The organism is Gemmatimonadaceae bacterium (genome assembly GCA_036273715.1).
In the GTDB taxonomy this organism is placed as follows: Bacteria; Gemmatimonadota; Gemmatimonadetes; order Gemmatimonadales; family Gemmatimonadaceae; genus JADGGM01.
This window is the reverse complement of record DASUHB010000033.1, coordinates 1-17256: the sequence shown is the minus strand read 5'-3', so window position 1 is coordinate 17256 and position 17256 is coordinate 1. Positions and strand designations below refer to the sequence as shown.

The following is a 17256-nucleotide window of genomic DNA, read 5'->3' as shown; positions in this document are numbered from 1 at the left end:
CCGCGGCGGCGCCGTCAGGCGAGCTGCGCGATCGAGATGTCCTTGGGCCGCGAAGCGGGCGCGGCGTCGCGTTGCGCGGGCGAGGCAAACAGCAGGCCGAACATCGGACTGGCGAGCAGCTCGTCGCAGATTTTCGGGTCGAACTGGCGGCCGCGATACTTGGCCAGCTCCGACCGCACCTGCACCTCGCCTAACGCCTTACGGTAGGGGCGGTCCGTCGTCATGGCGTCGATCGTGTCCGCGATCAGCACGACGCGAGAGCCTAACGGAATCTGCTCGCCGGCCAGGCCGTCCGGATACCCGCTGCCGTCCCAGTTCTCGTGGTGGTGCCGCACCGGCAGCACCAGATCGCGGAGCTGCGACACGGTCGACACCAGCTCCGCGCTCTTGATCGGGTGCGTCTGCATCACCGCCCACTCGTCCGCCGTGAGCTTGTCCGGCTTGCGCAGAATCGGCGCGTAAATCTCGTGGATCTTGCCGACGTCGTGCAGCAGCGCCGCGGTCGCGATCCGTTCGATTTCGCGCGACGACAGGCCTAACGCACGAGCGATGAGCTTCGCATAGTGCGACACGCGCCGCGAGTGACCGGAGGTGTACGGATCGCGCGCTTCGATCGCCTTGACCATCAACTCGAGCAGCTCCTGGTTGACCCGCTCGAGCTGCCGGTTCGTCTTGTACAACTGTCGCACGCCCAACAGCGGCAGCGCGAGTACCAACGCGCCGAAGGCGCCGAAGCGCGCGTAGCACCACGCGAGCAGGAACGCCACCGGACTCGCGAGCACGTCGTACGCCAGGCTGCCCAGGTGATTCTGGCGCCAGACCTTCAACAGGTTCTTGCTGTCGTTGGTCGCGATCGCGCCACTCACCGCCACGGTGTTCACGGCCACGAACACGATGACCATCACCGAGAACGGCACGCCGACCGTCGCCAGCGCCTGCGGCGCGCTCATCCCGCTGTACTGCAACAACGGCTTCCCGCCTAACAACAAGTACGACAGTACCGCCAGCGAGGTCGCCAGCGACATCTGCACCACGTTGAAAACCTTCTTGACTCCGTCGCGAATGCTGATGATCTCGGTGATGATGTTCGTCACCGCGACCGCGACCACCGCGATCCAATTGGGTGAGAGTAGCGCCGTGGCCGTGAACGGGATGAACCCGATCGACCCGCCGGCGCCGGCCGGCAACTGGTACACCAACAGCAGCGCGAACACCGACAACCCGGACATCCACAGCGCGGCCCGAATCGAACCGGCATCGACCACCGGCGCGACCCAATAGACGCAGATGGCAGCAGCCACGGCGCCCAACGCCACACCCGACACGTACAGTCGCACCCGGTTCATTCGCACCGCTTGCGAAAAAGAGGAACCCCCGTCCCCGGGTCTTACCACCAGTGTGCGGTGTCAGACGCAACGACCGCGTACATCGACGTTACGAGCTGGGTCAAGAACGACATTTCGCGTCACCTCCCTTTCGTGAAGTCACACCTGGCACCTGCCAGTTGTGCTGAAGGTCGGCTCCGCTCAACTACGTGGCCCTGCCCGCTCAGCTTCGCTCAGCCGAGGATCGGGGGTTGTTAGTCGTTAGTATCGATCGTGTTGTGAGAACGGTTGAGAGTCGTACCGCAGGAATGACGCACCACCGGACAGCCGTCCCTTCTACCGACGATGCACGCCGCAGCGACCCTGCCTCAGCCGGGTCCCACGGCCCCTCGCCACCACCGCTACCGTCCGATCCACCGATTCGTTGCGTCGAGCACCGCGAGCACACTCGCCGTCTCCGGACTTTCCCGGATCTCGCAACTGCCCGTGAGCAGCATGCTCTCGCGCCCGACACGCACCGTGATTCCGACGAAAACGAACTCGCGCTCGAACGCATCGATCAACCGCGCACCATCGAGCGTCAACGCATGCGCGTCGCCCTCAGCCTGGCTGATCGCGACGACAGCAGCTCGCGCGGCCAACTCGGCCCGCGAGCGTTCGGATTCCGATCCCTCTGATTCCCCGATGTAAGACTGCTCCGCCTTGCGCAGCGTCACTCGACACGTCACGCCCCGACTCCGCGATCGCCGCACTTCCACGTCCTCGAAATAGAACCGCCGACGAGCCGCCGCCGCGGCCTCCGCCGCCGCGCTCTCAGAGAGCGCCTTCGCTTCCGCTGTCTTCTGAGGTTCCACCGTCGTCGCCACCGAAATCTTCCGGTGATCCACCCGCATGCCGAGGTGTGCTAACAACGCACTCTCCACGTTGCGCACCGTCTGCTTCGGATTCACCTCGGCGCTCGTCAGCAAATGCACTTCGCTCACGGCGCCGCTCTCGCTCGCCACGATCCGCGCCGCCAACACGCCGGGCAGCGTAACCAACAGCTCTTCCGCTCGCCGCAGCGGCAAGACGCTGCCGGCGATCGGCGACACGGGCTGCGACGACGGCGTCGGCGCGTTGAGCGGCACAGACACGAGGAACCTGACTTGGCGAACGCGGGAGAACGAGGTACGGCGGGTACGAACGGAGACTAACACGACCGCCGTCACTCCGACCGGGCGGGGAGGTTACGGCGCGTTTCACTTTCGGAATGTGGTCAGACAATATTCCTACAACAGTGCCTAAATGCAAGCGACAGTTGCGCTACGGATACTCGGGCAGGTTATACTCCTTTAACTTTCTGTACAGCGTCCGCTCGCCGATGCCCAACATGTCTGCGGCTTTTCTTCGGTTGCCCCGCGTCTCCCGAAGCGCAGACTCGATCGCCGCACGCTCGATCTCCGCCATGCTCATGCCCGGCCGGATGCTGATCACGTTAGGCGCGGCCGGCTGATCCTTCGGTTCGATCGCCGCCACCGGCGGCGTGCTCGGCACGACTTCTCCAACCAGCACGTCGCGGGAAACGCCGGTCGACAGCGCAGAAGATGCCACCCGCTCGTCACCCATCCGTCTCTTCAACTCCTCCACCTGCAGCTTCAACTCGACCAGACTCCGGATGATGAATTCGAGCTCACGGCCGCCCATCGCGGCCTCCTCTGCCCGCCCCGGCGCGTTGCCCAACCGCCCAACGGGAACGGGAAGAAACCGCGCCGCACCGTCTCGGATCTCCCGCGGAATGTCCTTCGCCGTGATCTCGTGCCCCGGCGACAACACCACCATGCTCTCGACCAGATTCCGCAGCTGCCGGATGTTCCCAGGCCACGAATACTCGACTAACCGCTGCATCGCCTCGGCCGAAATGCCGTGGAACGGCCGCTCGTGTTGGGCAGAGAATTCCTGGACGAACTGGCGCACGAGCAACGGGATGTCTTCTTGCCGGTCTCGAAGCGGCGGCAAGTAGATGTTCAGCACGTTCAGCCGGTAGTAGAGGTCGGCCCGGAACTCGCCCGTCTCAACGTGGTCGCGCAGCGGCCTGTTCGTCGCCGCCAACACCCGGACATCAACCCGAAACGGCTGCGTGCCCCCGACGCGCGTCACTTCCCGTTGCTCGAGCACTCGCAGCAGCTTGACCTGCGTCGACAACGGAGCCTCGCCCACCTCGTCGAGGAACAGCGTACCTCCGTTCGCCAGCTCGAACCGGCCTAACCTTCGCTCCGCCGCGCCGGTGAACGACCCCTTCTCGTGCCCGAACAGCTCGCTGTCCATCAGCGTTTCGGGCAGCGCGCCAATGTTCACCGCGATGAACGGCTTCCCCCGACGAGGACTGAGCCGGTGCACCGCGCGCGCGACCAGTTCCTTCCCCGTTCCACTCTCGCCCTCGATCAAGACGGTGCTCGACACCGGAGCCATCTGCTCGATCTTGACCATCACCTCGCGGATCGCCTCACTCTCGCCAATGAGGCCGGTGTCGAGCGACAGCCGCCTTCGATCGAGGATGCGCCGGATACCGGCAAAGACCTCGTCCAAATCGATGGGCTTCGCGTACACCTCGACGTATCCGATCGCGCGCAGCCGATCGTGCACCGTCGGATCATCGAGATCAGCCAGTCCGACCACCGCCGCGCCATCCCACTGCTGTCGTTTGACCAACTGGATGTTGGCCACGTCGGTGAGCGCGCCCGTGAGGACGATCACGTCGGGCTTCTCACGACGAATCGCGCTCGGCACATCGTCCATCGGCGACACCAGCGTAGTCTGATAGCCCGCGCCTTCGAGCAGCGCGTTCAGCCGCACCGCGGGCTCGACGTCGGCCAGCGTGAGCAAAACCTTCATGCAGCCGGCTCTCCGCCCGCGGCCCGATGCTCCGTCACGTTTCCACGCAGAATGTCTATCGCGTGATCGATGATCGCGTCGAGCGCCGCAAGGCCGTCGCGCACGCCACCTGGCGACCCGGGCAAATTCACGATCAACGTCCGCGCGCGCGTCCCCGCGATGCCTCGCGACAGCGCCGCCCGCGGGAATCGCTCGAGCGACAAGACTCTGATCCGCTCCGCGATCCCCGGCGCCTCACGCTCGACGACGGCGCGCGTCGCCTCCGGAGTGACGTCGCGCGGCGCGAGGCCCGTCCCACCCGTCGTCACCACCAGGTCAGCTCCGTCGCCATCGCACCAGTCCGCCAGGATCGACACGATGCGCGACGTGTCGTCCGGCACGATTGCGCGCGCGGCGACCGCGGCGCCGCGATCGTTCGCCCAACGGGCGATGGCGTCGCCGGACAGGTCCGCGCGCTCGCCTTTCGATCCGGCGTCCGACACCGTGAGGATCGCGATCCGCATGCGAGGGCACTCCTACGTTAGGCGAACGAGCGAACGGCGAACGTGGCGCCGCACCGCTGCGCCACGCGTCCGGCCGGCTAGTGATGAGTGCCGTGCGTGTAGAACGGCGTCCGGACCACCTCCGCCGCTACGCGCTGCCCGCGGATCTCGATCTCGAGCGCAGTGCCCGGCTTGGCCGAGGCGGTCGGGACGTAGCAGGTGCCGATCGGGATGCCCAACGATGGACTCATGGTGCCGCTGCACACGGTACCCGACGCCGCTCCACCAACGAACACCGGATACCCGTGCCGCGGGAAGCTCCGCTCGGCGGTCGTGAACCCGACGAGACGGCGCGGCACGCCGCACTCCTTCTGCGCCACCAGCGCGTCCCGCCCGACGAAATCGCCCTTGCCTAACTTCACCACCCAGCCGAGCCCCGCTTCGAGCGGCGTCGTCGTATCGTCGATGTCGTTGCCGTAGAGCGCCATTCCCATCTCGAGACGCAGGGTATCGCGGCATCCGAGACCGGCCGGCGTCACGCCGTGAGCCGCCAGTGCGCTCCACACGTGTGCCGCGTGCTTGGGCGAGAAGTAAAGCTCGAATCCGTCCTCGCCGGTGTAGCCGGTCCGAGAGATGACCGCCGGAGCGCCCGCAACCTCGCCCACCGCGAAGTGGTAATACGCCATCGACGCCAGCTCGACCGACACCTGCGGCTGCAGCAGCTTCTCTGCGTTAGGCCCCTGGAGCGCCAGGAGTGCGGTCTGATCGCTCACATCCGACACCGTGCATTGCAGTTGCCCGAGCGAGCGCCGAATGTGCTCCAGATCCTTGTCCTTGTTCGACGCGTTCACCACGAGCATCAGACGATCGGCAAACCGATAGACCAGGCAATCGTCCTCGATCGTTCCCCGGTCGTTCAGAATCGTCGAGTACTGCACCTGACCAACCGCGAGTGCCGCCACGTCATTCGACGTCACCTTTGTCGCGAACGCGATGGCATCGGCGCCGGACACTTCGAACTCGCCCATATGGCTCACATCGAACAACCCGCAGTGCTCACGAACTGCCCGGTGCTCCGCAGTGATCCCGGTTGGATACTGTACGGGCATCTCGTACCCGGCAAACGGAACCATCTTGGCACCCAGCGACACGTGGACGTCGTAGAACGGCGTGCGCTTGAGCGTCTGCTGAACTGCGGTCTGAGCCATTGGAGAGGAGCTCCACGAGGAATCTCCTGCAAAAATGGCTGCGTTTCGATCCAACTGCCAGTGCGGCGCACATTAGCAAACGAGCCCGCATCCGTAAGTCGGACCCGGGCTCGCTTGGCTTGCACCAACGACTGCGACTCAATTGCCCGACTGCAGCTTGCTGAATAGCGTCGCCACGTCGAAACGCGCCGGGTCGATCTCTGAAAAGCGGTTATTCAAATACCGCCCAGTTGTCGGAAAGTACGGCGGTGATTGTGTGTTCAAGCACTGGTCGACACTTCGGTTTTCACCAAAGCCATCATAGTTGTCGCTGTACGTCGCGCTGATGAAGTTCTCGATCACTCCCCCTGCCTGCTGGATGCATCCGCGACCTGTGTGCGCCGTGTTGCAGTTGCCGAATGTCGCCGACCCTTCAGGATGCTGATCGTAGTTCTCGACACCGACAGTCCCGGTTCGGCTCATCGTCACACCGTGGAACACGAAGTTGTTCGCGGTCAGCATCCCATTGTCATTGCCGTCTGTCCAGCGATATGTCGAGCCGTTCTTGCCCGACCGTAGCGGCGAGTTGATCCCGTTGTCCGCGATCATAATGCTCGTGTCCGCAATGACGCCGAACAGGTTCGCGCACAGAACCGATGCCGGATCCTGTGCATACACCAGGTCGTCGATCAACAGCACGGTCCCCTGAGCAGAACCATAGGTCTGGGCGTACAGGGTCACCCAGCCTCGAAGCACACCGTTGAGTGCGACCGGCCCGTGCGTGTGAATCACACCCTTCGAGCTCGGGTTGAGTGAACGGTCCAACGGCCACAGCCGCGCATCGTCCGCTTGATGCTTGTAGCCGATGTAGAGCGTATCCGTGATCGCGTTGAACGCCGTAACGACCGGCGCATTGTTGCCGCCCCACGCCTGCCAGTAGCCGTAGACCGTGCTGTCCGTGAACGTCGTATCATCGCCGCCTTTTTGCCACGACGCAGGTCCCTGCACGGGCAGCGCGTGACGCCGCTCGCTCGACACGAGATGGGGATCGCCAGCCGGATAGCAGCGAAATCCAGTGTGCGACATGATCTTGTCGCGCTCGCTCGTGGTCACCGCTGACGCAGTGTGAACCGTGTCGATCGGAGAGCTAGACAGCTCTCCAGAACTGATCTGGCTCTTGAACCACGCCTCGCCGTGGACGAAGGTCGGGAAGAACCTCAGTTCACCATCCTCGAGGTGCCAGTCTCCACACAACGAGTCCGGCGGCACATTCTGGCCGTTGATGACGGAGTCCTTCACGCGCACGCGGCCGGCGTACGCGGCGTTGGCCTGATAGACTCGGACGAAACCTTCGTTAGCGCCATCGATCGTCCCGTCGTTGTCCAAATCGACTCCGACGAACTCGATGCGCGTGCGAACGTTGCTGAGGTTCGTCCCCTGGGAGATCACGTCGAGATTCGCCCCTGCTGCGTAAGACTGGAGGATCGCCAGCTTCGAGACCGGCGGAATTGGAATCACCGACGCACCGCTGATCTTTCCCTTCTCGAAGATCGGCGATCCGCCCGATATGCTCCCCACCGCCGACACTGTGTCGTAGTACGTCGGCGTCCCGCACGAGTACCACCCCTGATTGCTGTGCGCTCGGCCGCGAATGAATTCGCCGGTCGAATAGCACAAGCCCGCCGGGAACGTGTTGGTGAACATCGCGTAGCGCGCGAAGTTCTCCGCGGCCAGCTCGAGACGACGAACGTACCGCGCGCCGCTGGAGTCGAACGCCTCCGACACGACGCTCGCATACTGTCCAAACTCGCCTGTCACGTTGCCCGAGTAGCCCGCATAGACGTTGACGTGCAGGTTCGGGATCACGTTCCCGTCGGCGCCCGTGATGGTTCCGTTAGAAATCACCGTCACGTACCCACTGTCGGGCAGGTGGATGCTCGTGTCCTTGCTCAGAGCGGACTTGCCCATCGCCAGGCCTGCTTCGGCTGCGTAGCGATAATCGCGCTCGCGATCGAACGAGTGCGTGAGAATCGTCGAGCTTCCGGTGAGCAGGATCGCCGACAACGCGATCGCCGCCAGAGTGACGGTTAGGAGCAGGACGAGGATCAGCGCCGACCCGCGCCGATTCGTCCGCTCGCTCCACAAGATGGATGCGCGCGGCATGCGGATTCTCCTCATGTTGCTCACGGAACGGTGACGGCGCCGGCGGAAACGATCGGCGAGTTCGACGGCGAACAATCCTGCGCCACGACGCCATATTCCCAACTTCCGGACGGCGGATCGATGTCGTCGTAGGTGTACGTCGCCGACGACGCCGCGACGCTCGTCACGACGTTCTGCCAATTCGCATCGCCGACTGCCCGACGATAGATGAGGTAGCGCTCGATGTCCTTCTCGCCGGCGTCCTGGTCCAGCGACTCGTTCCAGGTCAGAATCACCTTTGCCGGCGTCGTCGTGTCATAGACGGCGGTGAACGACGCCGGCGGAATAGGCGTGGTGCCGCACACTGTGCTGTGCAGCATGCCAGCGTTCAGCAGCTGGGTCGATGTCTGCACGACCCGTGTCACGAAGCCCTTTTGCGGATCGTCGTAGGTGCCGGCCACGCGGATCGTCACCATGCGGATGCTGTCGACCCACGCGAACTTTCCCGTATCGGAGGCCGAGCCGTGCGCCGCCGCATTGTGGTAGAGGGGCAGGTTCGCCGTCGGAATTGCTATGAGATTTCCGGTGGAGTCCGGCTTGTAATAGGTGAAGATCGGCGGATCGCCGCTGTTCCACACGATGCCGCTCGCAACCACCTTCGGCGCTCCATCATTCACGCGGCGAAAGAGCACGTATTGGTTGCTGTCCGCCACCGTGCTGTCGAGCGAGGCCCAATACGAGATAGTTTCCGCCGCGCCGGGCACACCACTCTGCAAGTAATTCATTTGCGGATACGCCACCGCGCTGTGCGGCAGCGTGATCTGCTGAGTCGTAAGCATGCTCGCGGTCGACATCGAGTCGACGTCTGGATCATAGTACGCCGCGTTGAGATCGTTCGCCTCGCGCGCGACGATGTCCGCGTTGAACGTGAGCGCGAACCGATCCGCCTGCACGATCATGGGCTGATTCGACAATACGCCGGTGCCGGCGAGGCGCAGGTCGCGATCAACGGTGCTCTGCGCGAACCGCGCGTTCTGCTGGGCATCCATTCGGCCGGCGCTCGCGCCGAGCGACCGCGCTTGCATCTTGAAGAACGGCACGGCGAGTCCGAACACCGCGACGAACAGCGCTAACGCGATCAGCATTTCGATCAGCGTGACGCCTCGCTGCGGCCGACGTTGTAAAGGTGTCGTCATGGCTCGTCGTCCTCAGAAGGCCGCAATGACCGTCGTTTTCTTCATCGGCGTCGACAACGCCGATGCCGTCACGACGACGGTCACGGTCTTGTAGTCCGCACGGGTGGTAGACGTGTGCGTGATGAAAGTCTGCCGTGTGAAGCCCGGGTATCCGGCGATGCCCGTTTCGGTCGCGACGAACTTCGCCTCGAGCGATCCGTACACCGGATATGCTTTGACCTGCTCGAGTCCGGCGACGGCGAGATCGCCGGCCATGGACATTTCGTAGCCTGTTCCCGATGAATGGGACAGCCGCGAGACGAACGTCCCCATGCCGAGCATCGCGCCGGTGAGAATCGCGAGCGCGATCAGCGTTTCGATCAGCGTTAGGCCCTGACGGGCGCGCATCGAGAAGGTCATAGGCTCGCCTGCTCCCACGTGCCATTGAGATAGCGCCACCAACTCGTCCGCCCGGTCGATTGAATCACTCGAACGCAGCGGAAGTCATCGTTGCTGGCGCGCTTGGAGGTGAGGTAGATGTCGGCTTCGCTGCTCGCCGCGCCGTCGCGGTGGAAAATGATCGTCGGCATGTTGCCGATGGTCTTGATGCCGCTGCCATCGATCGATGACGCCGCACCGCCGGAAATACCGGCCGGCGGCACCGCGAAGTGCACAGAGTCTTCGAGCTGCGCGTAGATCACGTGCTCGCCCGCATCCACCGTCGCATTGTTGTTGTTGTCTTCGAGAATGCGGATGCGGCGGTTGGCCGTATCGAAGCTCACGACCACATCGTACTGCCGCGTGACGGCTAACCGCTCCGCATGCTGCAACGAGACACGTACCGTCCGCGCAGCAGCGTCGACGCGGAACTGGGTGAAGTTCACCTTGGGATACGCGAACGCCGCGATGATGCCGATGATCGCGAGCACGATCATCAACTCGATGACGGTGAACGCCCAACGCGGCGAATGTCGCGACGCCGCGATCGCGCTGGCAGCTGAACGGTGACGCGTGGTCGTGCGCATGACCTCTCGCAAGAGATGAGCGGCTGTGGTCGCCGGGCCGAGAGTGTCGGCCGGTGCTGCCGGCGGCGCAGGCGCCGCTCAGAGGCGCGCCACGCGCGGACCGGGTCGAGTGCTCGACCCATGCCCTGCATGTATGGTATTGTGGTATAACGATTTACGAGCGGAGTGGCATGACTCGTCCTACGCAAACACTCGCAATTGTGCTAGAAAGTTGCGGCCGTTCGCCCAACCAGGCTGAACGCGCACGAGCGACGCCGAGCGAGGCCCGTTAGGCTTTGGCGGACCCGTTGCCCATGAGGGTCGCCATTACCGCCTTCTGCACGTGCAGCCGGTTTTCGGCTTCATCCCACACGCGGCTCTGTGGCCCGTCGATCACCTCGGCGGCAACTTCCTCTCCGCGATGGGCGGGAAGGCAGTGCAGGAAAATCGCCGTCGGCTTGGCTTTCGCCATCAGCGCAGCGTTCACCGTGAAGCCGGCAAACGCGCGCGCACGGCTCGCCTGCTCTTCCTCTTGACCCATGGATGCCCATACGTCGGTGTTGACGACATCGGCCCCGGCGGCCGCTTCCGTTGGGTCGCGCACGACATGCACATCGGCCGCCGTCTGTGCGCGCGCCAGCAGGACGGGATCGGGGTCGTAGCCCTCGGGACATGCGAGCACGAGCTCGAAGCCGAGACGATACGCCGCGTTGATCCACGAGTTCGCCATGTTGTTGCCGTCGCCGATCCACGCCACGCGCTTGCCATCCCAGCCGCTCAGGTGCTGCCTAACTGTAAGCAGATCGGCCAGCACCTGGCATGGGTGCAGCAAGTCCGTCAGGCCGTTGATTACCGGCACGTCGGCGTACTTTGCCAACTCCTCGACCTCCGCATGCGCGAACGTGCGAATCATGATCCCGTCGACGTAGCGGGAGAGCACGCGCGCGGTATCCGCGATCGGTTCGCCGCGTCCCAGCTGAATGTCGCGCGGTGAGAGAAACAGCGCATGGCCGCCGAGCTGCCACGTGCCGACCTCGAACGACACGCGCGTCCGCGTGGATGATTTCATGAAGATCATCGCCAGCGACTTGCCTGCCAGCGGATGATCAACATATCGGCCGCGGCGCATGTCGTCGGCCAACTGAAAGAGGTCGCGCAGTTCTTGGGGCGAGAAATCCGGGATGGCCAGAAAGTCGCGGTGCATGCGGGTCAGGCGTGGCAGAACGAATCGTTAGGCGCCGTCATAGAATGTACCGGCGCAGGTCTTCATCGTCGACGATGGCCTTGAGACGGTCGCGCACCGTCGCGCCATCGATCGTGATCGGCTTGGTGCCGCGGTCGGGCAAATCGTACAGGACGTCCTCGAGCAGCGACGACATCACTGTGTGCAGGCGCCGCGCGCCGATGTTCTCCATGCGCTCGTTCACGCCCGTGGCGATCCGCGCAAGCTCGGCGATCGCATCATCGGTAAACGTGAGCGGCGCACCCTCCGCCGAGACCAGCGCCGCGTACTGCTTCGTCAGCGCATTCTCCGGCTCCGTCATGATGCGGACGAAGTCTTGCTCGGTGAGCGGCTTGAGCTCCACGCGAATCGGGAACCGGCCCTGCAGTTCCGGAATGAGATCGCTCGGCTTCGACACGTGGAAAGCGCCGGCCGCGATGAAGAGGACATGGTCCGTCTTCACCATGCCGTACTTGGTCTGCACGTTCGAACCCTCGACGATCGGCAGGAGATCGCGCTGTACTCCCTCGCGAGACACGTCGGGACCGCCCATCTGCGAACGCTCTCCCGCAATCTTGTCGATCTCGTCGAGGAAAATGATTCCCATCTTCTCGACGCGTTCCAACGCGTCCGACGTGACATCCTCCATGTCGACCAACTTCTCGAGTTCCTGGTCGAGGAGAATCCTCCGCGCCTCCGAGACTTTCACCGTTCGCTTCTTCCGCCGCTTGGGCATCATGTCCTGCAGCATCTCGGTGAAGTTCTCGACGCCTTCGCCGGCGCCTTGCGGCACCAGCATGTCGAACATCGGAGCACCCTGCTGGGTCACCTCGACTTCGACTTCCCGGTCCTCGAGTTGTCCGTCACGCAGCAGCTGGCGCAGCTTGTCTCGCGTGCGGCTGTAGCGCTCCTTCGTGGCTTCCGGAGTCCCGCCCTCCCGCTCCACCTCGCCACCGGACGACACGACGAACAATGACGGACCGCTTCCCGCGCCGCCCGCAGCGGCCGACGCCGCGCCGCGCTGCCCTTCGGCGGTCGCTTCGCTCGGTCGCGGCAACAGGAGATCCAGCAACCGCTCGTCGACCCGCTCGTAGGCGAGGTCTTCGACTTCGTTCTCGCGCTCCGTGCGCACCATGTCGATCGCGCTCTCGACAAGGTCGCGCACCATCGACTCCACATCGCGTCCCACGTAGCCGACTTCGGTGAACTTCGATGCTTCCACCTTGCTGAACGGAGCGCCGGCCAGCCGAGCGAGACGGCGGGCGATTTCCGTTTTGCCGACGCCGGTCGGACCGATGAGGATGATGTTGTTAGGCGAGATCTCGTCGCGAATGCCTTCGGGCGCTTGCTGTCGGCGCCACCGGTTGCGCAGCGCGATAGCCACGGCCTTCTTCGCGTCGCCCTGCCCAACGATGTACCGGTCGAGCTCGGCGACGATTTGCCGCGGTGTGAGATCGGCCAGTCGTGCGATTGCTTGCTGCGTGTGCTTGGAAGGCATGTGTCGCGTAGTGTCCGGTGAACCTGATGCCCGGATCACAGTTCCAGAACAGTGATGTTTCTATTCGTGTAGATGCAGATGTCGCCCGCGATTTCCAGGCTGTGCCGCACGATGGCCGCCGGCGCAAGATTCGAATGTGCGAGCAGCGCGCGCGCCGACGCGAGCGCATACGAGCCGCCCGATCCGATCGCAAGAATACCATCTTCCGGCTCAATGAGCTCGCCGGTCCCCGAGATAATGAAGCCATGCTGTCGATCGGCGACGGCCAGCAATGCCTCGAGGCGTCGCAACACGCGGTCGCTTCGCCATTCTTTGGCTAGCTCGACAGCCGCGCGAGGCAGATTTTCGGGAAAGCGATCGAGCTTTTCCTCGAACTTCTCGAAGAGTGTGAATGCGTCGGCGGCCGCTCCGGCGAAACCAGCCAGCACTTTGCCGCCACGCAGCGTTCGCACCTTCTGCGCGTTCGCCTTCATCACGGTCTCGCCGACCGTCACCTGCCCGTCGCCGCCAAGCGCGACTTTCCCGTCGCGTCGGACGCCGAGGATGGTGGTAGCACGTATGGTTGGCAGACCTGGCATGGCCGGAAAGATAGTCCGAAGCCATGCCGACTGCTGCCTGGCGGCGGCCGCCGTCAACTCAGGCGGCGCTTCTAGCGCTAATCGTCGCTGCTGACCGGCCAGCCGTAAGCGGGAGTGGCGCTTCCGTCCGATTGGCGTGGATCGTTGTTGACAGGCGACAGGGACGCGCGACCGGAGGGCCCGTTGATCAGATCGAGCAAGTAGTGCCAATTGAGCACGACGCCTGCTATCAGGAGAGCAATGCCAACGAAGGTGGCGGCGATCGAAAACGGTGTACCGCCGCCGCTCAGCAGAACCAGAGCTGTGCAGACGAGGCTTCCGCCGAGACATCCTTGCCCAACGCGGCTCCGCTCCGGGCGTGGCGTCCGTCGGCGCTCGGCTGCGAAGGGCTCGTCGTGCAACGCAGCATCGGCGACCAACGCACCGCCGACGACGGCCGCGATCAATCCGCCCAGAAATGGAAGCACTTCCATCCAGCTCATACTATGGTCCGGGTGCAAGAAAGAAGCCGTCCCACACACAGGCAAATGCGGAGCGCTTATGCTCGCGGGTGCGCTTTGATGTATACCGCTTTCAGTCGCTCGACGCTGGTATGTGTGTAAATCTGTGTGGTGGAAATGGACGCATGTCCGAGCAGTTCCTGGACGGCACGGAGGTCGGCGCCGGCATCCAGCAGATGCGTCGCGAACGTATGGCGAAGAGAATGAACGGACAGCTCGGCGTCCTCGTCGATCTGACGCAGCAATGCGCCGACGACGGCCTGAACCATTCGCACCCCGATCCGCTTGCCGGTCTTCGAGAGGAACAAGGCCGAGCGATCCGCGGCGCTGCCGCGATCGCGCCGCAGCGCGTCGCGCTTGAGCTCGTAGTTGCGCAATGCGAGCACCGCGTGATCGCCTAACGGGATGATGCGTTCCTTGCGCCCCTTGCCGCGCACCTTGACTTGCTGCGAAACGAGATCCAGGTCGCGCATGTCGATGCCCGCCAGCTCGGACAGCCGCATTCCGGTCGAGTAAAACACCTCGAGGATGGCGAGGTTGCGGACGTCGGCGAACCTCCCGCTCCATGCCCGCGTCTCCGCTTGCTGAAAGAGCAGATCGATTTGCGCACGATCGAGATATCCGGGGAGTCGTTTGTCGAGCTTGGGCGAGCCGACACCTCGCGCAGGGTTTGCCGTGACCTGCTCGTTGCGGTGCAGGAAACGATAGAAGCTCCGAACAGCCGACAACGTCCGCGCCACGGAACGCTTCGAGAGGCCGCGCCGGAGCAAATGGCTCATGAAGGCGCGAATCGCGAGACGGTCGACGCCTTCCCATGTCCAGGCCTGCGTTCCGTAGTAGCTCGCCAGGAACGCAACCAACGCGTGCAAATCGCGGCGGTACGCCGTTACGGTGTTAGGCGAATCGTTTCGCTCTTTCTCGAGGTGCTCGAGAAAGTCGGCGATCTCGTTCGGGAGCGCGAGCTCAGGCGGCGCTTCGCTCATGGGACAAATGCGTGCGCATTCGTCTCGGTGCGCCAGGTCTCGATTGCTGCGATCGCACGCTCCGCGAGTAGTTCGCGCTTGCGCCGCTTGTCTCGGATGTGTTCGTCCAGTTCGTCGAGCAGTGCGAAGTTGGCGTTCATCGGCTGAAAGTGTTCCGGCCGCGCCTCGCGCAGATACCGATACAGAGCGCCGATCATCGTGGTGGGCGGGGGGAGCACCGGTTCCATGCCTTCCATCAAGCGGGCCATGTTGAGACCAGCGATGAGGCCGGTGGCCGTGCTTTCGGTATAGCCTTCGACGCCCGTGATCTGACCCGCGAAGAGCACGCGCGGCTCGTCTCGCAACGCGAGATGCGATGACAGCGCCGCCGGCGTGTTGAGATACGAATTGCGGTGAATCGAACCGAATCGCAGGAACTCTGCGTTCTCGAGTCCGGGAATGAGTCGGAATACGCGCTGTTGGTCCGGAATCCGGAGACGCGTTTGGAATCCGACGATGTTCCACATTCGCGCGCCTCGATCTTCCCGGCGCAGCTGCACGACCGCAAAGGGTTCGCGAGCTGTTCTCGGATCTTTGAGGCCAACGGGTTTGAGCGGCCCAAAGCGGAGCGTGTCGCGCCCGCGGCGCGCCATTTCTTCGACCGGCATGCAGCCTTCGAAGTACGGCACGGAGTCGAAATCGTGCGCTGCATACAAGTCCGCTGCCACGAGCGCGTCGATAAAGTCTGCGTATTGCTGGCGGTCGAGCGGACAATTGAGGTAGGCGCCATCTGCGCCGGCATCGGGCATCGTTTCCTTGCCGTAGCGCGACGCCCGAAACGCGACACCGAGATCTATCGAATCGCGATCGACGACCGGGGCAATTGCATCATAGAACGCGAGCGCCTCAACGCCGAGCCGCGCTCGCATCGCTTGTGCGAGTGCGTCCGAAGTAAGCGGGCCGGTGGCAACGATGCTTGGCACCGGAAGGTCGGTGACCTCCCGGCGTTCCACGGAAATGCGAGGATGGGTCGCAATGCGTTCTGTGACGGCAGCCGCGAAGAGCTCGCGATCCACTGCGAGAGCGGAACCGCCGGGGACTCGCGCCTGGTCGGCCGCCCATAAGACGAGCGAGCCGAGTAGTCGCATCTCACGCTTGAGGAGCCCGTGCGCGTTTGTCTCTTCGGTGCTCTTGAAGGTATTCGAACACACGAGCTCAGCGAGGCGATCGGTTTTATGGGCCGGTGTACGGACCACCGGGCGCATTTCGACCAGCGTGACTTCGTGTCCGCGCTCTGCAAGCTGCCAGGCTGCTTCGGATCCGGCGAGGCCGCCGCCAACGACGGTGATCATGGCCAGAAACTAACGCTGGCCATCAGGCGCGGCGAGGTACCGCAGTCTAGCCCGCGGCGGCGGCCGGCTCCGCAACGGGTGCTACATCCCACTCGTTGCCGCACTTGAGGCACTTCCGGAATTCGCCGCGCGCCTTCGTCGACTTCATTTCAGCGCCCACGAAACCGCAGTCCGGGCACTGCTCCAACGTCGGCTTGTTCCAGGCGACGAAATCGCAATTGGGGTGGTTCACGCAGCCATAAAACGCGCGACCCCCGCGCTTGGAGCGCAGTTGGATGATATCGCCGCCGTCCTTGGGGCATTTCACACCCGTTGGCAAGGCGCGTGTACCGCGGCACTTCGGGAATCTGCTACAACCCAAAAACTCACCGGACCGGCCGTGGCGAATGACCATTCGCGCACCGCATTCGTGGCAGATCTCATCCGTTAGGACCGCCGGCTTGCGATCACGGCCGAGAGGCTTGGTGTAGTCGCAGTCTGGTCTGTTTTCGCACGCCAGGTACGGACCGAAGATGCCGCCCTTCGGCACGAGGCGTCCGCCGTCCTTGGGACAGCGCTCCTTTTCAATGACGGACAGATCGTGCGCCCGCGCAATGAGGTCCTCGATGTTCGCCTTGTCGAGCGACTGGGAGAACGGGCCATAGAACTCTTCCAGCACACGACGCCAACCCATCTCGCCTTCTTCGATCTTGTCGAGCTCGCCTTCCATGTTCGACGTGAAGGCGACGTTGAAGATGTCGGGGAACTGGTGGACCATGATCTTGGCGACGGTCTCGCCTAACGGCGTGGGCGTGAACCGCCGCTGCTCGAGCGTCACGTAGTGACGGTCGGCGAGCACGGAAATGATGGACGCGTATGTGGACGGGCGGCCGATACCCAGACGCTCCAGCTCCTTGACCAAACTCGCCTCGCTGAAGCGCGGTGGCGGTTCGGTGAAGTGCTGGTGCGGCGTGATTTC

General features: G+C 63.8%; 16 protein-coding genes. All 16 read right to left on the bottom strand.

Going from position 1 to position 17256, the window contains the following annotated elements; translation table 11 throughout:
* Window positions 1-14: 14 nt before the first annotated feature.
* A complete protein-coding gene (locus VFW04_06675) occupies window positions 15-1346 on the bottom strand; it encodes an HD-GYP domain-containing protein (GenBank protein ID HEX5178994.1) in 1332 nt (443 codons plus the stop codon).
* A gap of 380 nt (window positions 1347-1726) precedes the next feature.
* Window positions 1727-2458, bottom strand: coding sequence for a hypothetical protein (locus VFW04_06670; GenBank protein HEX5178993.1), 732 nt, complete (start codon window positions 2456-2458; stop codon window positions 1727-1729).
* Window positions 2459-2627: 169 nt separating this feature from the next.
* On the bottom strand, window positions 2628-4196 hold the full coding sequence (locus VFW04_06665; GenBank protein HEX5178992.1) for a sigma-54 dependent transcriptional regulator: 1569 nt from the start codon (window positions 4194-4196) through the stop codon (window positions 2628-2630).
* Complete coding sequence (locus VFW04_06660; protein HEX5178991.1) at window positions 4193-4699, bottom strand: MogA/MoaB family molybdenum cofactor biosynthesis protein; 507 nt, start codon at window positions 4697-4699, stop codon at window positions 4193-4195. The genes VFW04_06665 and VFW04_06660 overlap by 4 nt, the downstream gene beginning before the upstream one ends.
* Before the next feature lie 77 nt (window positions 4700-4776).
* A complete protein-coding gene (gene gcvT, locus VFW04_06655; protein HEX5178990.1) occupies window positions 4777-5886 on the bottom strand; it encodes a glycine cleavage system aminomethyltransferase GcvT in 1110 nt (369 codons plus the stop codon).
* 138 nt (window positions 5887-6024) lie between these two features.
* The gene (locus tag VFW04_06650; GenBank protein ID HEX5178989.1) at window positions 6025-8028 is read right to left on the bottom strand and encodes a hypothetical protein; all 2004 of its coding nucleotides are present in this window, start codon (window positions 8026-8028) and stop codon (window positions 6025-6027) included.
* A 20-nt stretch (window positions 8029-8048) separates the two neighbouring features.
* Window positions 8049-9203 (bottom strand): prepilin-type N-terminal cleavage/methylation domain-containing protein, encoded by a 1155-nt coding sequence (locus VFW04_06645; GenBank protein ID HEX5178988.1) that lies wholly within the window; start codon window positions 9201-9203, stop codon window positions 8049-8051.
* 12 nt (window positions 9204-9215) lie between these two features.
* Complete coding sequence (locus VFW04_06640) at window positions 9216-9602, bottom strand: prepilin-type N-terminal cleavage/methylation domain-containing protein (protein ID HEX5178987.1); 387 nt, start codon at window positions 9600-9602, stop codon at window positions 9216-9218.
* On the bottom strand, window positions 9599-10207 hold the full coding sequence (locus VFW04_06635; GenBank protein ID HEX5178986.1) for a GspH/FimT family protein: 609 nt from the start codon (window positions 10205-10207) through the stop codon (window positions 9599-9601). Before VFW04_06635 ends, VFW04_06640 begins: the two co-directional genes overlap by 4 nt.
* Before the next feature lie 268 nt (window positions 10208-10475).
* Window positions 10476-11390 (bottom strand): ornithine carbamoyltransferase, encoded by a 915-nt coding sequence (gene argF, locus VFW04_06630; GenBank protein ID HEX5178985.1) that lies wholly within the window; start codon window positions 11388-11390, stop codon window positions 10476-10478.
* A 37-nt stretch (window positions 11391-11427) separates the two neighbouring features.
* On the bottom strand, window positions 11428-12906 hold the full coding sequence (gene hslU / locus VFW04_06625) for an ATP-dependent protease ATPase subunit HslU (GenBank protein ID HEX5178984.1): 1479 nt from the start codon (window positions 12904-12906) through the stop codon (window positions 11428-11430).
* A 35-nt stretch (window positions 12907-12941) separates the two neighbouring features.
* A complete protein-coding gene (gene hslV / locus VFW04_06620; protein ID HEX5178983.1) occupies window positions 12942-13484 on the bottom strand; it encodes an ATP-dependent protease subunit HslV in 543 nt (180 codons plus the stop codon).
* A gap of 77 nt (window positions 13485-13561) precedes the next feature.
* Window positions 13562-13966: a hypothetical protein gene (locus VFW04_06615; protein ID HEX5178982.1), complete on the bottom strand. Its 405-nt coding sequence runs from the start codon at window positions 13964-13966 to the stop codon at window positions 13562-13564.
* 56 nt (window positions 13967-14022) lie between these two features.
* The gene (locus VFW04_06610) at window positions 14023-14967 is read right to left on the bottom strand and encodes a tyrosine recombinase XerC (GenBank protein ID HEX5178981.1); all 945 of its coding nucleotides are present in this window, start codon (window positions 14965-14967) and stop codon (window positions 14023-14025) included.
* Window positions 14964-16298 carry a methylenetetrahydrofolate--tRNA-(uracil(54)-C(5))-methyltransferase (FADH(2)-oxidizing) TrmFO gene (trmFO, locus tag VFW04_06605; protein HEX5178980.1) on the bottom strand — a complete coding sequence of 445 codons (1335 nt, stop codon included), beginning with the start codon at window positions 16296-16298 and terminating at the stop codon, window positions 14964-14966. The genes VFW04_06610 and trmFO overlap by 4 nt, the downstream gene beginning before the upstream one ends.
* A gap of 46 nt (window positions 16299-16344) precedes the next feature.
* Window positions 16345-17256, bottom strand: a 912-nt coding sequence (locus VFW04_06600) for a DNA topoisomerase (GenBank protein HEX5178979.1), incomplete at its 5' end; no start/stop codon positions are given.

Coding starts and splice junctions, on each gene's coding strand:
- VFW04_06675 (HEX5178994.1), bottom strand. CDS start 1,346: ATGAACCGGGTGCGACTGTACGTGTCGGGTGTGGCGTTGGGCGCCGTG.
- VFW04_06665 (HEX5178992.1), bottom strand. CDS start 4,196: ATGAAGGTTTTGCTCACGCTGGCCGACGTCGAGCCCGCGGTGCGGCTG.
- VFW04_06660 (HEX5178991.1), bottom strand. CDS start 4,699: ATGCGGATCGCGATCCTCACGGTGTCGGACGCCGGATCGAAAGGCGAG.
- gcvT (HEX5178990.1), bottom strand. CDS start 5,886: ATGGCTCAGACCGCAGTTCAGCAGACGCTCAAGCGCACGCCGTTCTAC.
- VFW04_06650 (HEX5178989.1), bottom strand. CDS start 8,028: ATGCCGCGCGCATCCATCTTGTGGAGCGAGCGGACGAATCGGCGCGGG.
- VFW04_06645 (HEX5178988.1), bottom strand. CDS start 9,203: ATGACGACACCTTTACAACGTCGGCCGCAGCGAGGCGTCACGCTGATC.
- VFW04_06640 (HEX5178987.1), bottom strand. CDS start 9,602: ATGACCTTCTCGATGCGCGCCCGTCAGGGCCTAACGCTGATCGAAACG.
- VFW04_06635 (HEX5178986.1), bottom strand. CDS start 10,207: ATGCGCACGACCACGCGTCACCGTTCAGCTGCCAGCGCGATCGCGGCG.
- argF (HEX5178985.1), bottom strand. CDS start 11,390: ATGCACCGCGACTTTCTGGCCATCCCGGATTTCTCGCCCCAAGAACTG.
- hslU (HEX5178984.1), bottom strand. CDS start 12,906: ATGCCTTCCAAGCACACGCAGCAAGCAATCGCACGACTGGCCGATCTC.
- hslV (HEX5178983.1), bottom strand. CDS start 13,484: ATGCCAGGTCTGCCAACCATACGTGCTACCACCATCCTCGGCGTCCGA.
- VFW04_06615 (HEX5178982.1), bottom strand. CDS start 13,966: ATGAGCTGGATGGAAGTGCTTCCATTTCTGGGCGGATTGATCGCGGCC.
- VFW04_06610 (HEX5178981.1), bottom strand. CDS start 14,967: ATGAGCGAAGCGCCGCCTGAGCTCGCGCTCCCGAACGAGATCGCCGAC.
- trmFO (HEX5178980.1), bottom strand. CDS start 16,298: ATGATCACCGTCGTTGGCGGCGGCCTCGCCGGATCCGAAGCAGCCTGG.